The organism is Vibrio sp. Vf1514 (genome assembly GCF_052076135.1).
GTDB lineage: Bacteria > Pseudomonadota > Gammaproteobacteria > Enterobacterales > Vibrionaceae > Vibrio > Vibrio furnissii.
This window is the reverse complement of the sequence record NZ_CP197267.1, coordinates 2,520,557-2,537,230: the sequence shown is the minus strand read 5'-3', so window position 1 is coordinate 2,537,230 and position 16,674 is coordinate 2,520,557. Positions and strand designations below refer to the sequence as shown.

Annotated in this window: 14 protein-coding genes and 1 other annotated feature; of the genes, 5 read left to right on the top strand and 9 right to left on the bottom strand. The window is 51.7% G+C overall.

Annotated features, from left to right (window positions below; translation table 11 throughout):
* Positions 1 to 12 precede the first annotated feature (12 nt).
* Complete coding sequence (nagZ, locus tag ACS18Q_RS11790) at positions 13 to 1,002, top strand: beta-N-acetylhexosaminidase (protein ID WP_441257110.1); 990 nt, start codon at positions 13 to 15, stop codon at positions 1,000 to 1,002.
* Between the two features lie 70 nt (positions 1,003 to 1,072).
* On the opposite strand, the gene btsR is transcribed toward nagZ, so the two are convergent.
* Both btsR and ACS18Q_RS11780 read right to left on the bottom strand, forming a co-directional pair.
* The gene (gene btsR, locus ACS18Q_RS11785) at positions 1,073 to 1,789 is read right to left on the bottom strand and encodes a two-component system response regulator BtsR (RefSeq protein ID WP_004728857.1); all 717 of its coding nucleotides are present in this window, start codon (positions 1,787 to 1,789) and stop codon (positions 1,073 to 1,075) included.
* Positions 1,789 to 3,465 carry a sensor histidine kinase gene (locus ACS18Q_RS11780; protein ID WP_004728855.1) on the bottom strand — a complete coding sequence of 559 codons (1,677 nt, stop codon included), beginning with the start codon at positions 3,463 to 3,465 and terminating at the stop codon, positions 1,789 to 1,791. Before ACS18Q_RS11780 ends, btsR begins: the two co-directional genes overlap by 1 nt.
* 318 nt (positions 3,466 to 3,783) lie before the next feature.
* Here ACS18Q_RS11780 and ACS18Q_RS11775 point away from each other — a divergent pair, with 318 nt between their 5' ends.
* The gene (locus ACS18Q_RS11775; RefSeq protein WP_004728853.1) at positions 3,784 to 4,857 is read left to right on the top strand and encodes a 3-deoxy-7-phosphoheptulonate synthase; all 1,074 of its coding nucleotides are present in this window, start codon (positions 3,784 to 3,786) and stop codon (positions 4,855 to 4,857) included.
* 14 nt (positions 4,858 to 4,871) lie between these two features.
* The gene (gene tyrA, locus ACS18Q_RS11770) at positions 4,872 to 5,999 is read left to right on the top strand and encodes a bifunctional chorismate mutase/prephenate dehydrogenase (protein WP_014204518.1); all 1,128 of its coding nucleotides are present in this window, start codon (positions 4,872 to 4,874) and stop codon (positions 5,997 to 5,999) included.
* A gap of 51 nt (positions 6,000 to 6,050) precedes the next feature.
* Here tyrA and ACS18Q_RS11765 read toward each other — a convergent pair whose 3' ends face one another.
* Entirely contained in the window at positions 6,051 to 6,428 is a 378-nt protein-coding gene (locus tag ACS18Q_RS11765; protein WP_004728849.1) for a PilZ domain-containing protein, read from the bottom strand.
* Positions 6,429 to 6,579: 151 nt separating this feature from the next.
* Positions 6,580 to 8,247, bottom strand: a complete 1,668-nt coding sequence (ettA, locus tag ACS18Q_RS11760; protein WP_004728847.1) for an energy-dependent translational throttle protein EttA — start codon at positions 8,245 to 8,247, stop codon at positions 6,580 to 6,582.
* A 257-nt stretch (positions 8,248 to 8,504) separates the two neighbouring features.
* Here ettA and sltY point away from each other — a divergent pair, with 257 nt between their 5' ends.
* Both sltY and trpR read left to right on the top strand, forming a co-directional pair.
* Entirely contained in the window at positions 8,505 to 10,451 is a 1,947-nt protein-coding gene (sltY, locus tag ACS18Q_RS11755) for a murein transglycosylase (RefSeq protein ID WP_441257109.1), read from the top strand.
* A 54-nt stretch (positions 10,452 to 10,505) separates the two neighbouring features.
* Positions 10,506 to 10,799: a trp operon repressor gene (gene trpR / locus ACS18Q_RS11750; protein WP_004728843.1), complete on the top strand. Its 294-nt coding sequence runs from the start codon at positions 10,506 to 10,508 to the stop codon at positions 10,797 to 10,799.
* Positions 10,800 to 10,837: 38 nt separating this feature from the next.
* Here trpR and yjjX read toward each other — a convergent pair whose 3' ends face one another.
* The 5 genes from yjjX to hpf all read right to left on the bottom strand — a co-directional run bounded on the left by yjjX (position 10,838) and on the right by hpf (position 16,648).
* Positions 10,838 to 11,365, bottom strand: coding sequence for an inosine/xanthosine triphosphatase (gene yjjX, locus ACS18Q_RS11745; protein ID WP_041942487.1), 528 nt, complete (start codon positions 11,363 to 11,365; stop codon positions 10,838 to 10,840).
* Positions 11,337 to 13,685, bottom strand: coding sequence for a putative bifunctional diguanylate cyclase/phosphodiesterase (locus ACS18Q_RS11740; protein WP_441257108.1), 2,349 nt, complete (start codon positions 13,683 to 13,685; stop codon positions 11,337 to 11,339). Before ACS18Q_RS11740 ends, yjjX begins: the two co-directional genes overlap by 29 nt.
* A complete protein-coding gene (locus tag ACS18Q_RS11735; protein ID WP_441257107.1) occupies positions 13,669 to 14,715 on the bottom strand; it encodes a polyamine ABC transporter substrate-binding protein in 1,047 nt (348 codons plus the stop codon). Before ACS18Q_RS11735 ends, ACS18Q_RS11740 begins: the two co-directional genes overlap by 17 nt.
* A 177-nt stretch (positions 14,716 to 14,892) precedes the next feature.
* Positions 14,893 to 16,074 (bottom strand): prephenate dehydratase, encoded by a 1,182-nt coding sequence (pheA, locus tag ACS18Q_RS11730; protein ID WP_004728835.1) that lies wholly within the window; start codon positions 16,072 to 16,074, stop codon positions 14,893 to 14,895.
* Between the two features lie 12 nt (positions 16,075 to 16,086).
* Positions 16,087 to 16,207, bottom strand: a sequence feature (Phe leader region).
* A 111-nt stretch (positions 16,208 to 16,318) separates the two neighbouring features.
* Complete coding sequence (hpf, locus tag ACS18Q_RS11725) at positions 16,319 to 16,648, bottom strand: ribosome hibernation-promoting factor, HPF/YfiA family (RefSeq protein WP_004728834.1); 330 nt, start codon at positions 16,646 to 16,648, stop codon at positions 16,319 to 16,321.
* Between the last annotated feature and the right edge of the window lie 26 nt (positions 16,649 to 16,674).

The following is a 16,674-nucleotide window of genomic DNA, read 5'->3' as shown; positions in this document are numbered from 1 at the left end:
GAAGGGGAAAACATGGGACCGTTATGGCTAGACGTTGAAGGTTGTGAACTGACGGCGGAAGACCGCGAAATACTGGCGCATCCTACCGTTGGCGGTGTCATTTTGTTTGCTCGTAACTACCACGACAACCAACAATTATTGGCGCTGAACACCGCCATTCGTCAGGCGGCGAAGCGCCCGATCCTGATTGGGGTGGATCAAGAAGGTGGCCGCGTGCAGCGCTTTCGCGACGGGTTCAGCAAGATCCCTGCCGCGCAGCTTTATGCGCGCAGCGACAATGGTACGCAGTTGGCCGAAGACGGCGGCTGGTTGATGGCGGCGGAACTCATCGCACACGACATTGATCTCAGCTTTGCGCCCGTATTGGATAAGGGTTTTGATTGCCGTGCAATTGGCAACCGCGCCTTTGGTGACGATGTGCAAACCGTGTTGACCTATAGCAGCGCCTATATGCGCGGCATGAAATCTGTGGGGATGGCGACCACCGGCAAACACTTTCCCGGTCACGGTGCGGTGATTGCCGACTCCCATCTGGAAACGCCTTACGATGAACGTGATTCGATTGCTGACGACATGACGATTTTCCGCGCGCAGATTGAAGCGGGCATTTTGGATGCCATGATGCCTGCGCACGTGATTTATCCGCACTATGATGCCCAGCCCGCCAGCGGCTCTCCGTATTGGCTGAAACAGGTTTTGCGTCAGGAACTGGGCTTTCAAGGCATCGTGTTCTCGGATGATTTGAGCATGGAAGGTGCGGCGATCATGGGCGGCCCGGCAGAGCGTGCGCAGCAGTCGCTGGATGCCGGTTGCGACATGGTGCTGATGTGCAACAAGCGCGAATCGGCAGTCGCGGTGTTGGATCAGCTACCAATCAGTGTGGTGCCGCAAGCGCAGTCGCTGCTGAAACAGCAACAGTTCACCTACCGTGAACTGAAAGCGACTGAGCGTTGGAAGCAGGCGTATCAAGCGCTGCAGCGTTTGATTGACGCGCACAGCTAACGGCACATTCGCGATCAAGAAAGGCTCCCATGGGAGCCTTTTGTCAATGCAGCGATTTTGCGGCCAACGGTTAGTGGAAGCCCAATTTCTCTTTTAGTTCTTTGAGGTAACGGCGACTGACGGGGACTTGATGGCCGGAGCGGGTGATGATCTCCGCCAACCCGTTTTCCAACAGTTTGATTTCTTTGATCGCTTTGGTGTTCACCAGATACTGGCGATGGCAGCGCACCAACGGCGTTTTCTCTTCCAAAATTTTGAGCGTCAACTGGCTGGTGGCGCGTTGCTGATGGGTTTGTACGTGCACGCCGCTGATGTCGCTAAACGCAAACTCCACATCGACTGTCGGTACAATCACAATGCGGTTCAGGCCAATGCATGGCACCTGATCCAGATTATTTGGCGCTAGGGCGGAGTAGTCTTGCGTCTTGTTCACGCTGCGCCCCAAGCGTTGGATGGTTTTTTCCAACCTTGCCGGGTCAATCGGCTTGAGCAGGTAATCAAACGCATTGTCTTCAAACGCTTGCAGCGCGTATTGATCATAAGCGGTGACAAACACCACTTTGGGCATGGTGTCTGGATCAAGCATGCCTAGCAACTCAATACCGGTGATTTGTGGCATCTGAATGTCCAGAAACACCACATCTGGCTTGAGCTGATTGATTTTTTTGAGCCCTTCGATGGCGTTGTTGGCTTCGCCAATCACCTCGATCTCACCACTCTCTTCCAGCAATTCTGTCAGCTCTTCCCGAGCGAAGAGTTCGTCATCAATGACCAGTGCAGATAGCATTAATACGTTCCTTTATGCGGAATGACAAAACTCATCCGCGTGTATTGATTGGGTTCCACTTCAATGTTTAGCGCGGAGCTGGCGCCGAATTTATAGGTCAGGCGCTTGGCCACAATTTGCATGCCGAGGCCATCATGATCCTCACGTGGCGCTTGGTAGCTGCCAGCATTGTCTTCCACCACGATGCGGTGCCCACGAGCATCGGCCATGCTGTAGATGCGAACTTTGCCCCCTTCGAGCAAGTTGGAGGTGCCATGTTTGATGGCGTTTTCCACCAACGGCTGCAAGGTAAAACTCGGCACGTTGCGCTCCAGCAGCGCTTCGTCGATGGCAATTTCGACATCCAGCCGATCGCTAAAGCGTGCTTTTTCAATCGTCAGATAGGCATTGACGTGGGCCAGCTCTTCTTTGAGTGTTACGGTGCCGATGTTCTGCTTAAGGTTGCTGCGAAAGAACTGCGACAGGTGTTGGATCAGCTCGCGCGCTTTGTTGGGATCGCGGCGAATCACCGCGCTGATGGTGTTGAGCGCGTTAAACAGGAAATGCGGATTGACCTGCGCTTGCAGCAGTTTGATTTCCGCGCGCGACAACAAAATTTGTTTCTCTTGATACTCGCCATACAGAATCTGACTCGACAGCATCTGGGCGATGCCTTCCGCCATCGACATATTGATGGTTGAAAACAGCTTCCGTTTCGGTTCGTACAGCTTAATGGTACCGATGACCCGATCACCGGCGCGAAGCGGAATGATCAGCGCCGAACCGAGTTTACAGGTTTTCGACAGTGAACACTGATACGGGTGCTCTTTGCCGTCGAGGTAGATGATGGCGTTGCGCGCAATGGCATCCAGCGTGCTTTGCGATGAAATTGGCGTATTGGGTTTGTGGTGATCATCGCCGATGCCCACGAAGGCGAGGATCTTCTCACGGTCGGTAATCGACACCGCGCCCACGTTGGTTTGTTCGTAAACGATGCGTGCGATCTTCTCGGCATTCTGCGGGTTGAAGCCTGCGGCCAGAATGCCGACCGAGCGTTCAGCAATGTTCAGTGCCCGGCGTGAAAACGTGGCCGAGTACTCTTCAAAGATGGTTTTGCGATCTTGCAGAATGCTCATAAACAGCGCCGCACCGACAGAGTTGGCGATGATCATTGGCGCCGCGATGGTGGAGACCAGCGCGTAGGCTTCATCGTACGGTTCGGCAATCATCAGAATCAGCAGCATTTGCACGATTTCGGCAAATAGCGTGACGGCAAACACCACGCTTGGGCTAAACAGCAAACGGCCTTTGCCTTTGCGCAGCAGATAGGTATGCAGTAAGCCGCCAATGATGCCTTCGGCGGTGGTCGAGACCGCGCAGGCCACGTCGGTAAATCCCCCTAACGTGTAGCGGTGAATCCCGCCGGTAAAACCGACCGCAAAGCCAATCACGGGGCCACCAAACAATCCGCCCATTACGGCGCCAATCGCTCGGGTATTGGCAATCGCATCGTTGATTTGCAGGCCAAAGTAGGTGCCCATAATGCAAAACAGGGAAAACAGCACATAAACACTGAGCTTGTGATTTAAGCGACGTGAGATATTAAGCAGCGGCAAAAAGATGGGGGTCTTGCTGAGCATGTAAGCCAGAACCAGATACACACACATCTGCTGCAACAGAGAGAGAACTAAATCCATATACCTTTCTTCATTGAATGCGAGACGTCATGCCTCGATGTCAATCTCATGTTTGTCACCGCTTTCTGAAGCCTGCCGTTGACGCACAGAGAAAGGGTGTGAATGTGGTTATTTTAGGGGAGTTAGAACGAATAAAACACGCTTGATTCGTAACTTTGGGTATCAAGCAGCGAAAATAATGAATGTAAATTTAAGTTTACATTAAATGTTTTTTAATATTTACACTTGCATTGTTTTTAAAGGCTGTTAATTTGTTGTTTATTCGGTTTAGGCACTCATGACGATGTTGGGTGTAAATAAATTTATACAGGTGATGCGATGAAGAAAAGTGAACTAAGCGATATCAACATTGTTGATGAACAGATACTGATTACCCCGGATGCACTGAAGGCAAAACTGCCATTGAGTGACAACGCGCGTCGTTTTATCCGTGAATCGCGTCAAACCGTTGCGGACATTATTCACAAACGTGACCATCGCCTGTTGATTGTGTGTGGCCCGTGTTCGATTCACGATGTGGATGCGGCCAAAGCGTACGCCAAGCGTCTGAAAGCACTGTCAGAACAACTGAAAGATCAACTCTACATCGTGATGCGCGTGTACTTTGAAAAACCGCGCACCACCGTGGGCTGGAAAGGCCTGATCAACGACCCACATCTCGACGGCACATTTGATATCGAACACGGTCTACATGTTGGCCGCCAACTGCTGGTGGAACTGGCGGAGATGGAAATTCCCCTCGCGACCGAAGCGCTGGATCCGATCAGCCCGCAATACTTGGCTGATACGTTTAGCTGGGCGGCGATTGGCGCGCGCACCACGGAATCACAAACGCACCGCGAGATGGCCAGCGGCCTCTCAATGCCGATTGGCTTTAAAAATGGGACTGATGGCAGTTTGTCCACGGCGATCAACGCCATGCAGGCCGCATCGTCGAATCACCGCTTTATGGGTATTAACCGTGAAGGGCAGGTGGCACTGCTGACCACCCAAGGCAACGCCAATGGCCACGTGATTCTGCGCGGTGGCAAGCAGACCAACTACGATTCAGTCTCTGTGGCGGAATGTGAAGAAGCGCTGGAAAAAGCGGGCTTAGACGCCGCGCTGATGGTCGACTGTAGTCACGCCAACTCACGCAAAGATTACCGTCGTCAGCCGCTGGTCGCTGAGGATGTGATTCACCAAATTCGTGAAGGTAATCAGTCGATTATCGGTCTAATGATCGAAAGTCATCTCAACGAAGGTAACCAATCCGCAGAGCAGCCGCTGGATCAAATGGCTTACGGTGTGTCGATTACGGATGCGTGTATTAATTGGGAATCAACTGAGGCATTATTACGCCACGCTCATCAGGAGCTGATTCCCTGTTTAGAAAATCGCCTCAAAGGTTAAGTAAAGGATTGCCCATGGCCGTAGAACTCAATGAATTGCGTGATCAGATTGACGCTGTCGACAAGCAGATGGTGGAACTGTTGGCTCGTCGTCTGGCGTTAGTGGAAAAGGTTGGCGAGGTCAAAAGTAAACATGGCCTGCCCATCTATGTTCCCGACCGAGAAGCCGCCATGCTGGCCTCTCGCCGTGAAGAAGCGGAGCGCAAAGGCGTGCCACCGCAACTCATTGAAGACATTCTGCGCCGCACCATGCGTGAGTCATACGCCAGTGAAAAAGATTCTGGCTTTAAATGCCTCAACCCTGAACTGCGTTCGGTGGTGATCATCGGGGGGAACGGTCAGTTAGGCGGTCTGTTTGGCCGCATGTTCCGACTCTCGGGCTACCAAGTGAAAGTCTTGGGCAGCAAAGATTGGGATCGCGCCGATGAACTGCTCAGTGATGCAGGTTTGGTGGTGGTCACGGTGCCCATTCATCTCACCTTGGGTGTGATTGAAAAACTGAACAACTTGCCGAAAGACTGCATTTTGTGCGACCTGACCTCGATCAAGGCCAAGCCGCTGCAAGCGATGCTCAAAGCGCACCAAGGTCCGGTAGTTGGTTTACACCCAATGTTTGGCCCCGATGTGCCGAGTTTGGCAAAGCAGGTGGTGGTGTACTGCGATGGTCGCGGTGAAGAACATTACCAATGGTTGCTAAAACAGATTGGGATTTGGGGGGCGAGTTTGTGCCAAATTGATGCGGCAGAACACGACCACGGCATGACCCTGATTCAGGCGCTGCGTCACTTTACGTCGTTCGCCTACGGTCTACACCTGTCGAAAGTGAATCCGAATCTGGCCCAATTGCTGACGCTCAGTTCGCCGATTTACCGCTTAGAGCTGGCGATGGTTGGGCGTCTGTTTGGTCAGGATCCGAATTTGTATGGCGACATTATTCTCTCGTCGGAAGAGAACGTGGAGATGATTCAGCACTTCTACCGCAACTTTGGTGAAGCGGTCAAACTGATTGCTGATCATGACAAAGACGGGTTTGTACAGAATTTTGAAAAAGTTAGCCAGTGGTTTGGCAACTACTCTCAGCAATTCATGCTTGAGAGCCAAAATTTATTAAAACAAGCAAATGACTCGATTCATCGAGGCTAATCTCCCCCGAATATTCGCGCTGCTTTGGCAGCGCTTTTTTTTGCCTGTGCGTCACGCGTCCTCGCTGTCGCCCAAATCCGCTAGGTATTCCATTTCACGATGCAGCAAACTGTCACTGCCGACGTTCAGCTCCACCAACCGTTTGAGATGGCCAATGCTGTCAATGTCAATGTGGTCGATTTTGAGGCGTAAAATACGTTCATCCTGACTGATGAGGCGTGCGGTCAATGTGATGTTGATGTCGCTGTCGGGCAGCATAAAGGCCACATCGACCAATCTGGTGGGGTCTAAATCGGGCTCATCGACGGCCCATAACAGCAGCCCATGTAGCGACAAGTCCTGAATACAGGTCGCCAATTGATACTCTCCCTGAAAGAGAGTGGCCGGAGCCTGATAAATGATGCGGGAAAATCGGCGGCGTTCAATCATAGCGTTCTCACTTTACTGGCAGGTCAAGCCTTTCAAGCATAGCAAACCTGAGCCGATTCCACCGAATGAGTGACTGCGAATCGTCGCCATAAAAAAAGGCCGCATGATGCGGCCTTTCATTGCGTCTGCGAATGACTTGCGAGTCTGCGAATTACTTGGCAATACGTTTGTATTTGATGCGGTGTGGTTCTGCCGCTTCAGGGCCAAGGGTTTTCTTCAGCCAATCCATGTATTCGGTGTAGTTGCCTTCGTAGAAGTTCACTTGACCTTCATCGCGGTAGTCGATGATGTGGGTCGCGATACGGTCGAGGAACCAACGGTCGTGCGAGATCACCATGGCACAGCCCGGGAATTCCAGCAGCGCTTCTTCCAGTGCACGCAATGTTTCGACGTCCAGATCGTTGGTTGGTTCGTCGAGCAACAGCACGTTACCGCCGGCTTTCAGCAGTTTCGCCAAGTGCACACGGTTACGCTCACCACCAGACAGTTCGCCGATCACTTTTTGTTGATCCGAGCCTTTGAAGTTAAAGCGAGAGCAGTACGCACGCGCTGGAATTTCAAAGTTGTTGATCTTGATGATGTCTGCGCCTTCCGAGATTTCTTGGAACACGGTGTTCTTGTCGTTCATTGAATCACGGAACTGATCCACAGACGCCAGTTTCACCGTGTCGCCCATTTCGATGGTACCGGAATCGGGTTGTTCTACGCCGCTCAGCATCTTGAACAGTGTGGATTTACCTGCACCGTTGGCACCGATGATGCCGACAATCGCCCCTTTTGGCATGTTGAATGACAGATCGTCGATCAGCAGACGGCCGTCAAATGACTTGCTCAGGTTCTTCACTTCGATCACTTTGTCGCCCAGACGTTCGCCTGGCGGAATGAACAGTTCGTTCGTCTCGTTACGTTTCTGGTGATCTGTGCTTTGCAGTTCTTCAAAGCGAGCCATACGCGCTTTGGATTTTGCTTGACGACCTTTCGGGTTTTTACGAACCCACTCCAGCTCTTTCTCGATGGTTTTTTGACGAGCGCTTTCTTGCGATGCTTCTTGTTGCAGACGCGCATCTTTTTGCTCTAGCCACGAGGTGTAGTTGCCTTGCCATGGAATCCCTTCGCCACGGTCAAGTTCTAGAATCCAGCCCGCTGCGTTGTCTAGGAAGTAACGGTCGTGCGTGATGGCCACGACGGTACCTGAGTAATCCACCAGGAAGCGTTCCAGCCAAGCCACAGATTCCGCATCCAAGTGGTTGGTTGGCTCGTCGAGCAGCAGCATGTCTGGTTTTTCTAGCAGCAGACGACAGATCGCAACACGGCGACGCTCACCACCAGACAGATGGGCAATTTTCTGATCCCATTCCGGCAGACGCAGCGCATTGGCGGCACGCTCGAGCGCGTTTTCAAGGTTGTGGCCATCTTTCGCTTGGATCAGGGCTTCGAGGTCGCCTTGCTCTTTAGCCAGTGCGTCGAAGTCTGCGCCGTCTTCCGCGTAGGCCGCGTAAACTTCATCCAGACGCTTGAGAGCGCCTGCAACGTCAGAAACGGCTTCTTCAACCACTTCGCGAACGGTTTTTGATTCATCCAGGACGGGTTCCTGAGGCAGGTAACCGACTTTTAGACCTGGTTGTGGACGTGCTTCGCCATCGATATCGGTGTCGATGCCCGCCATGATACGTAGCAGAGTCGATTTACCCGCACCGTTCAGACCCAAAACACCGATTTTTGCCCCTGGGAAGAAACTCAGAGAGATGTCTTTTAGAATTTGACGCTTAGGTGGCACAATTTTGCTCACCCGTGACATGGTATATACGTATTCAGCCATTGCCGATCGTTCCTAATCTTTCCAACAGAATAAAGCCGACATTCTATACTAAAGCATTCTCATTTGTTACTAGCGGCCAAGCTTTTCCCGCGTAATTGATGAGTCGCTCTAATAGTGTTTGCTGAGATTGTAACGCCGACACTTTTTTTATTCTCTGTCGCATTATTTACATCAAGTTTACATCTGGCTGCTTTACATTTCGCGCTAGAATTAGCGTAATAAATGTCGGTTAAATCAGCTTTAAAGGAATAAGAGCCATGACGCTTTGGTGTGTTTTTAAGCCGCATCGTCTTGTATCGTCAATGTTGATGTTCAGTTCATTGATTAGCGGCACAGCGTTTTCAAGCTCTCTCGATCTGGACGCTCAGCGGGATCTGTATGATCAAGCCCAGCAGTGGCTTGATGACAAAAATGTAGATGAATTTAAGAAACACCGCCGTCAGTTGGCCGATTATCCACTGACGCCCTACCTCGACTACCGCAGTTTTCTCATTGATTTGGGTTCCAAGCCCCCGATTGCGGTGCGGGCGTTTATCGATACGCACCATGATTTTCCCTTTGCCAATCGCATCAGTGCGCCGTATCTGGATGCACTCGCCAGTCAGGAGAAGTGGGGCGCGCTGCTACAGTTTTCGCCCAACGAACCTAATGGGGAAACGTATCGCTGCCACTATTACAACGCCAAGTTGCAAACGGGCAAACGGGCAGAAGCTTATGCAGGTGCGAAATCGCTGTGGCTCAGCGGCGGCAGCGTTGCGGATGCCTGTGACCCGCTGTTTGAGGCGTGGGACAAGCAAGGTGGCCTCACGGATACCTTGGTCTTGGATCGCATGGTGCTGGCCTTTGAAGGCCGTAACCGCGCGCTGATGAAGTACCTACTCAAGAAAATCGATCGCCCAGCCAACGCCAGCATCGCGCAAGAGATGATCGACTTATACGACAAACCGGAAACGGTGGTGGCGTTTGCACAGCGGTATGCCAAAGCGGCGCTGGCACGACGCCAAGCTGAGTTGGCGTTGGAAAAACTGGCGCGCATCGATGAACTGAAGGCGCAACGTGCATTGGCCGAGGTGGTCAAAGCGCAGCATTGGAGCGCCGCTCAACAGGCACGCATTGGCCAATACATTGCGCTGCGAATGATGGATGCCGAATCACTGGAACTGCGTCAATGGCGCGATAGTGTGATTGCGGGCAGCAGTAACATCAATCTGATTGAAACCCGCATTCGTTTGGCGCTACGCCATGTGGATTGGCAGGGCGTGACCGATTGGATTCAGCAACTCCCTCCAGCAGAGCAAGCGACCACGCGTTGGCAATATTGGCTCGGTCGCAGTGACATGGCGCTTGGGCACAAAGATGCGGGAATAAAACGGCTGCAAGCGATTTTAGGGGAGCGCAATTTTTACAGCGTTGCGGCCGCCAAAGCGGTGCAACAATCGGTGAATTATCCGGTGTCGACGCTTGATCTCGATTCGAACAAGGTCAAACCGTATCAAACGGCGCTGGTGAGAATTCAAGAGCTGATTGATCGCGATAAAATTGCCGCGGCGAAAAGTGAATGGAGCTGGTTGCTCAGCCGCGTCACGCTGGAAGAAAAAGAGATGTTGGCCGCCTATGCGGCAAGTAAACGTTGGCATCACCTGACGGTCACGGCTTCGATTTCGGCACGCATGTGGGACAACATGACGCTGCGCTTTCCGATGGCGCATCAATGGTGGTTTAACTTCTACGGTGAAAAACACGGCATTGATCCGATCATGCTGATGTCGCTTGCGCGTCAGGAGAGTGCAATGGATTCGGAAGCCCGCTCGCCTGTGGGCGCTCGTGGCATTATGCAGATCATGCCTGCGACCGCGCGCTATACGGCGAAGAAATACCAGCTCACGTATGATGATGCGGATGAGTTGTACCAAGTCGGCAAGAACATCGAAATCGGCAGCCATTATCTCAATGGTTTGCTGGAACGATATGACAACAATCGAATCTTTGCTTTTGCGGCGTACAATGCCGGCCCGCAACGGGTCGACCGTTGGCGCAAAGAAACCGATGGCCAGTTGGATGCATACGCTTTCATCGAAGCGATTCCATTTCGAGAAACACGCGGCTACGTGCAGAACATTTTGATGTTTGAAACCTACTACCGTGACTTGATGGGCGTGGACGGTGCATTTTTAAATCAGCATGAGGTGGAGACAAAATATTGATTCTGTTTGAGTGTTCTCTACAATAGAGGCGTGTATCACTCAACGAGTACAATCATGTCCCAACAACCTGAGTACAGTGACTGGTCGCAGTTGATGACGTTAGTCAAACAGGCCGCAGACCAAGAGCAGCACGCGATGCTGCTAACGATGTTAATGACCCCAGATGAGCGCGAAGCGTTGGTGGCGAGGGTCAATATTCTCTGTGAACTGTTGAAAGGTGAGATGTCACAACGACAGGTGAGTCAAATGTTACGGGTCGGTGTTGCGACAATTACTCGTGGCTCCAACGAACTGAAATCTCGTTCTGACGCCGATCGGGCCATCTTGAGTCAATTAATTCTGAAATAAAAAAACCAGCCTTGGGGCTGGTTTTTTTATCCCTGCACTTACAGGTTGGCGGGAAAGTGGTCGGGGTTTGTAAACGGGATCAACGCTAAAATCAGCGCCTGATGGTACACCGAGCTGCGAGTCAGGTGATGCTGAGTCAGTAAGCCAATGGCGCCGCCTTTCTGTTTGATGTTCTCTGTGCCAAACACCGCATCCATCACATCGCCCAATTCATGGGCATCGGCCAGTTGATGCAGCACTTCAGGTGGCAGCATCAAGCTGGCAGAGCGCGATTCACCGCGCTGTGTGTCCGATTCGATGATCATCCACGCAAATGTCACTCCCGCATCAATGCCCGCTTCAAGCCCCACGTAGAAATCTGCGCCAGGACGATGTTGCTTGGCATTGCGCACGCGATTGAGCGCGCCCAGTTTGGTCTCGTGGTCGCTCATCGGCTGATCGGCCACTTCGCTCGGGACGCTGATGCCTTCAAAGGCAAATGTGTGTTCAGGAAATACGGTTGAAAAAGCACTCTCCACCGCACGAATTTTCGCAGGGTTAAGAGAAGCAATGATCACTTTTTTCATAGGACGGGGTCATCTCATTCGGTTGTTGCCAGGCACAAACTTCGCTCAGTGACATGGGTTTCCCAAAGAAGTATCCCTGCATGTAATCGCAGCGATAATTCGCCAGCCACTGGTGCATTGTTTCACTTTCGATGCCCTCCGCGGTCACTTTCATGTGCTGGGAGTGGCACAAGTCAATCAGGGGTTTGATGACTTTCTGTTTGTTGGTGGCGATCAGTGTATCCAAAAATGCGCGGTCGAACTTAATTTTCTGCACTGGGTACTGCACCAGTTGGGCAATGGAGGTGTAGCCCGAACCGAAGTCGTCAATGGTCAAGCCATAGCCCAAGCGGGACAGCTCATGCAGCAGCGGGAAACTCTTGGAGTCGGCGGCAAAGGTTTCAGTAATTTCAAAGTCGACCCAGCGCGGCACCACTTGGTGTTGCTGCGCATGCTGGTGGATAAACTGCGCCAGGTGTTGGGAATCTAGCTCCGCCGACGAGAGGTTGATGGAGATTTGAATCGGCTGGGTAAATTGTTCGCGCAGCGTATTGAGTTCAGCAAACGCGGACTGAATCACCCAGCGGTCAATCTGGCCAAACAACCCGGTTTGTTCAGCAATTGGAATGAATTCATCCGGCGAGACGTCGCCCAACTGTTCGGACTCCCAACGCAGCAGCACTTCAAACCCAGCGACTTGATGGCCTGAGCAGGTGAAATACGGTTGATAGACCAAACTGAATTCTTGATCAAAATGCCCCAAGCGCAACGCGCGTTCAATCGTGTTGCGGCGCTGAACGATCTCATCGAGCTGCTGAGAGTAGTAAGCCACTTGGTTTTTGCCCGCGTTTTTGGCTTGATACATCGCGGTGTCGGCGTTAAGCAACAGTTTTTCAATCTGCTGGCCATCTTCTGGATAAGTGGCGATGCCGATACTGGCGGTGATTGGAAAGTGGCCCAGTGGCGAGTTGTCCTGTTTTTGCATCGGGTCAAGCAGACGCTGGGCAAACTGAGTCGCGCAATCGACCTTGCGGCTTGGCGCGCAGAGCACAATCGCAAATTCGTCGCCGGACAAACGCGCGGCCAAACTATAGGTGTAGTGCTGTTGGTTGAACTCCTCACACAAGCGGCGTACGTGATCGGCAAAGCTGACCAGCAGCGAGTCGCCGAGCTGGTGGCCGTATTTGTCGTTGACGTATTTGAAGTTATCCAAATCGATATACAGCACCCAGATATGGCTGTTTCGCGGCGTCTCCAGCAAAGTTTTTTCCGCTTGCACCTGAAATTGGCGGCGGTTGGCCAGCTTGGTCAGGTGATCGTATTCCGCCAAGGTTTTGGTGCGTTGATAGGTGCTGTCGAGCTCGGTATACATGGCGTAGAAGCGTGAAGAGAGACGGCCGATTTCATCTTGGCTGTTCAGAATTTCAATGTTCTTACGCTGTTTGTTCTCAACTTCTTGTAGCTGCTTATCGAGGCGAAGAATCGGATTGATGACATGTTTGTAGAGCAGGATCAGCAGCAGCAACACGGTGACCAGTGCCGAGAAACCAAACGCCAGCATTAGCTCCTTTTGAATGCGTGCCAAGCGGTCACGAAACAGCAATGGCGCGGGGTCCAAAATGGCGTACATGCCCGGTTGCAGCTCGACGCTCTGCGTCAGACGCTGCGTGTTTTGCGGTGGATGGTCTTGAAAGAAAATGGGGCTTTGGTTATCAAATTCAATGTGTTGGCGCAGCGCGTTAAATTTATCCAGCACCACATACACCACGATAAAAAAGACTTCGTCGCGGTTGTAGCTCAGCGGCGTTTGCAATGTTTTGGTATCCAGCACGTCGTAACGCACCAATATGCCTTCACCGGCTGAGTTTTCGGTGTAGCTGACATCGGAAGTACGCGCGGTTTGATTGAACCGCTGATCGACGAACTGTTTGACCAACGGATCCATTTGAGCAAACGGGTCGTAGCTGTTCTCGGCGTAGTAGAGAATGTTTTTGTCACCGTCGAGGATCGACAGCGCAACATGCTGACTATCGCTGGGTTGAAGAATACTGATGGTTTGATGCAAATTGTCCACGAGTTCTAATTCGCGGTAGGGATTGTGTTCGTAGTAGAAGTAGTGGCGAATGATGTCGCTTTTGGCGAGCGTGAAGGAGTAACTGTTGACCAAGGCGCGCGTTTGCCTGAAATGGCTGGCCAGCTTTTCCATGCTCAATTGCAAATAGCTGTCGGTCCGTTTCAGCAACGCATCTTTCTGGCTGGTGTAAATGATATAGCTGGAGGCTGCAGCACTGAGCAGAATCACCGGCGCAATCAGCAGAAGGATTCTATGGTTGAGCTTCATGTTGGTTGATCACACTGTTAATTATTTTGGCTCTGACGTTGAGATTGCCCGGCGAGAGTTCGCTATCGATGATCCCTTGTTCGACGAGATCCGGTGCGGGAAACAGCGTCGCATCGTTGCGATACTCGGGCGGCAAGAGATGCATGGCCCGCAGGTTCGGCGTTGCGCCTCGAATATCTGCGGCATTCATGGCAGCGATCTCTGGTTGCATCAGGAATTCGAGAAACGCTTTGGCCTCTGGCTTGTAGAGGGAATGGCTGTTGATCGCCATGCAATCTACCCATAAATAAGGTTGGCCTTGCGGCAGGCTAAAGCTCCAGTCATCGTTCGCAAAGAAACGATTGAGCGAATATTGATCGCCACTGTAGGCTAATGCCATGTAAAGATTGTCGTTTTCGGCATGGCTACGAACGTAACTCAGAGCATATTCGTAGGTCAAGATATTGGGATTGGATTGCTCCAGTGCCAGATACGCCTGTTTGAGTACATCGATGGAATCGGTAATCGGTGACACCCCCAAGCTGTATAGCGTGGGCAGCAGTGTTTCGACGCTATCGGAAATGAGCCCGACGTGGCCGCGCATGTTCGGCGCAATGTGCACCAGTTGCGACCAATCGGTGGGGGGCTCGGCCAGCTTGCTTTTACGGTAGGCAATGCCCACGTATCCCCAAAAATAGGGCACGGCATGGCTGCCACACGCTTGATTCCATTTGGCCGCATTGTTGTCGCGGTTGGGCAAGTGTGACAAATCTTCAAACAGATCTTGGCGAGAGAAAATGTGGGCGGAGACGTTATCGAGCACCACCACGTCAAAAGGCAACTGCACGCTTTTGAGCATCAGCAAGCTGCGCTCGTCATCGTTATCGAAATGATAGAGGTTGAGCGGTGTGTCGGGATGGCGCTGATGCCAAGCATCGACGACTCGCGGAGAGAGCGTGTCTTCCCATAAATATAAGTTGAGTTCGCTACTTTGGACAGATGCTGAGAGGGCGCATCCCCCGAGCAAGGCCGTGAAAATCGATTTCGTCATCCGTTTTGAGTTCGCCCGGCTCCGCCGGTTCGATATCCTATTGCTGTCTTCGCCCAGTGCGCGACGAATCAAAAACTCGCCGGCAGTGCATGTATCACCACACGTGGAAATTTGTTGTGGCTATTATAGGGTTTCAATATGCAACTGCCAGCGTTTGCAGCCAAATGTATGATTCAGTTATCGTTCAGCAAGTTTGACTTGGGTTGGCTTGACGTTCTCGCTGGGGTAGCAGCCCAGTACTTTGAGGTGGCGCGTGAGGCGCGTCAATTCGATCAGTGCTTGCTGCATGTTTTCTGAATCCAGATGAGCGGAGAGATCGACGTAAAACATCTCTTCCCACGGATTGCCCATGATTGGGCGGGATTCCAGCTTGGTCATGTTGATGCCAAGGCGTTGCAGCACAAGGAGCGTGGAGACCAAGGAGCCCGCTTCTTGCGACGTGGACATGATCAGCGTGGTTTTGGCTGGGATTTGCGCCGAGACTTCAACCGGTTTGCGCGCCACCACGATAAAGCGGGTGTGGTTTTCGGTTTGGTTGGCAATGTTGCCTTGAATCGCTTGCAGGCCATAGAGTTTGCCGCTGGATGCGTTGCCAATCGCAGCGACGTCGGTGCGGTTGAGCTCTTGCACTTTCTTCATGGCATCTGCGGTGCTGGCGCACGTTTCCAGTTTCACCCCTTTGAGACGGCCCAAAAATTCACTGCACTGCTGATGTGGCTGCGGGTGCGAATACAGCACTTTGAGATCTTCTAGACGAATGTCTTTTGTCGCAACCAAGCAGTGTTCAATCGGCTGTGTGATTTCACCCACGATATACAGCGTGGTGTGTTGCAGTAGGTCGTACACCTCATTGATGGAGCCGGAGCTGGTGTTTTCGATTGGCAGCACGCCATAATCGGCATGGCCAGATTCCACCGTGCGGGTGACTTCTTTGAATTGATCGCAGTTGAGTTCAATGAGTTCGGTATTTTTACGGCTGAAATACTCACGGGTGGCCAGATGAGAGTAGGAGCCTTTCGAGCCAAGAAACGCCACACGCGCCAACGGTTTGCGACTTTGTGGGTTCGCCAGATTTTGTAAGTAAGCCTGCTGCAGGAGAACCGAATCTTCAATGATGGTGTGAAAGAGCTTGGTGATGTACTGGGCATCAAGTTGGTATTTGTCTTTGCCCGCGTGGATCAATTTGACAAGCAGTTGCTGCTCACGTGCAGCGTCACGCACGGGTTTGGAGGTTTCGACTTTGCTTTTGGCCACTTCAATGCTGAGTTTACGGCGTTCTGAAAGCAGGCTCAGCAGTTGGTCATCAAGTTCATTTAAGCGCAATCGAATCTCTTCGAGCGAGTATTGTCTGTCTGTCATGTAAATTATCCTTATAAAAAAGCCTCCCGTTGGGAGGCTTTCTGTTCGTTTTTGACTTATCTTCCGTAAACGAGCACGCCTCCAAGGTTATTGGAGAAAAAAGAAGTCAAAAAAGAACAGGGAATGAAGTGTCATGTTTTTCCGAGGAAAATGTTGATTGATAAGTCAACACAATAAGCAAGCGGGGTGGGAGCGTCAAGCAAAAAAATAGCGCCCGAAGGCGCTATTCTGGAAACCGTATCTTTTACTCTTCCACTTCTTCTTCCAGCTCAGGTTTGTCCGTACGACGGGCCTCTGGTTTGTGACGAAGTTTATTCAGTTGACGCTCTAGTTTTTGTTCTACCTCATTCACAGCGGCATACAGATCTTCGTGGATAGCGGAGGCAACTAATTGTCCTTTTGGAATGCTGACGGTTGCTTCGAATTTTTTCTGTTTGTTTGGTTCCTCACTGAAACTTGCCTGACATCCGATGATGTCCACCTGCCATTTTTCCAGCTTTTTGAATTTGCTCTCAATGTGATTGCGGATTGCAGAGGTGATTTCGATGTTTTTACCAGTGATGTTCATTTGCATAGTGCTTTTTCCTCTGTTGCATCCCT

What these genes read in the sequence shown, in the direction of transcription:
- tyrA (WP_014204518.1), top strand. Translation starts at nt 4,872, where the DNA reads ATGGCCGTAGAACTCAATGAATTGCGTGATCAGATTGACGCTGTCGAC.
- ACS18Q_RS11740 (WP_441257108.1), bottom strand. Translation starts at nt 13,685, where the DNA reads ATGAAGCTCAACCATAGAATCCTTCTGCTGATTGCGCCGGTGATTCTG.
- ACS18Q_RS11780 (WP_004728855.1), bottom strand. Translation starts at nt 3,465, where the DNA reads ATGGATTTAGTTCTCTCTCTGTTGCAGCAGATGTGTGTGTATCTGGTT.
- pheA (WP_004728835.1), bottom strand. Translation starts at nt 16,074, where the DNA reads ATGACAGACAGACAATACTCGCTCGAAGAGATTCGATTGCGCTTAAAT.
- sltY (WP_441257109.1), top strand. Translation starts at nt 8,505, where the DNA reads ATGACGCTTTGGTGTGTTTTTAAGCCGCATCGTCTTGTATCGTCAATG.
- hpf (WP_004728834.1), bottom strand. Translation starts at nt 16,648, where the DNA reads ATGCAAATGAACATCACTGGTAAAAACATCGAAATCACCTCTGCAATC.
- nagZ (WP_441257110.1), top strand. Translation starts at nt 13, where the DNA reads ATGGGACCGTTATGGCTAGACGTTGAAGGTTGTGAACTGACGGCGGAA.
- ACS18Q_RS11775 (WP_004728853.1), top strand. Translation starts at nt 3,784, where the DNA reads ATGAAGAAAAGTGAACTAAGCGATATCAACATTGTTGATGAACAGATA.
- yjjX (WP_041942487.1), bottom strand. Translation starts at nt 11,365, where the DNA reads ATGAAAAAAGTGATCATTGCTTCTCTTAACCCTGCGAAAATTCGTGCG.
- btsR (WP_004728857.1), bottom strand. Translation starts at nt 1,789, where the DNA reads ATGCTATCTGCACTGGTCATTGATGACGAACTCTTCGCTCGGGAAGAG.
- trpR (WP_004728843.1), top strand. Translation starts at nt 10,506, where the DNA reads ATGTCCCAACAACCTGAGTACAGTGACTGGTCGCAGTTGATGACGTTA.
- ACS18Q_RS11735 (WP_441257107.1), bottom strand. Translation starts at nt 14,715, where the DNA reads ATGACGAAATCGATTTTCACGGCCTTGCTCGGGGGATGCGCCCTCTCA.
- ettA (WP_004728847.1), bottom strand. Translation starts at nt 8,247, where the DNA reads ATGGCTGAATACGTATATACCATGTCACGGGTGAGCAAAATTGTGCCA.
- ACS18Q_RS11765 (WP_004728849.1), bottom strand. Translation starts at nt 6,428, where the DNA reads ATGATTGAACGCCGCCGATTTTCCCGCATCATTTATCAGGCTCCGGCC.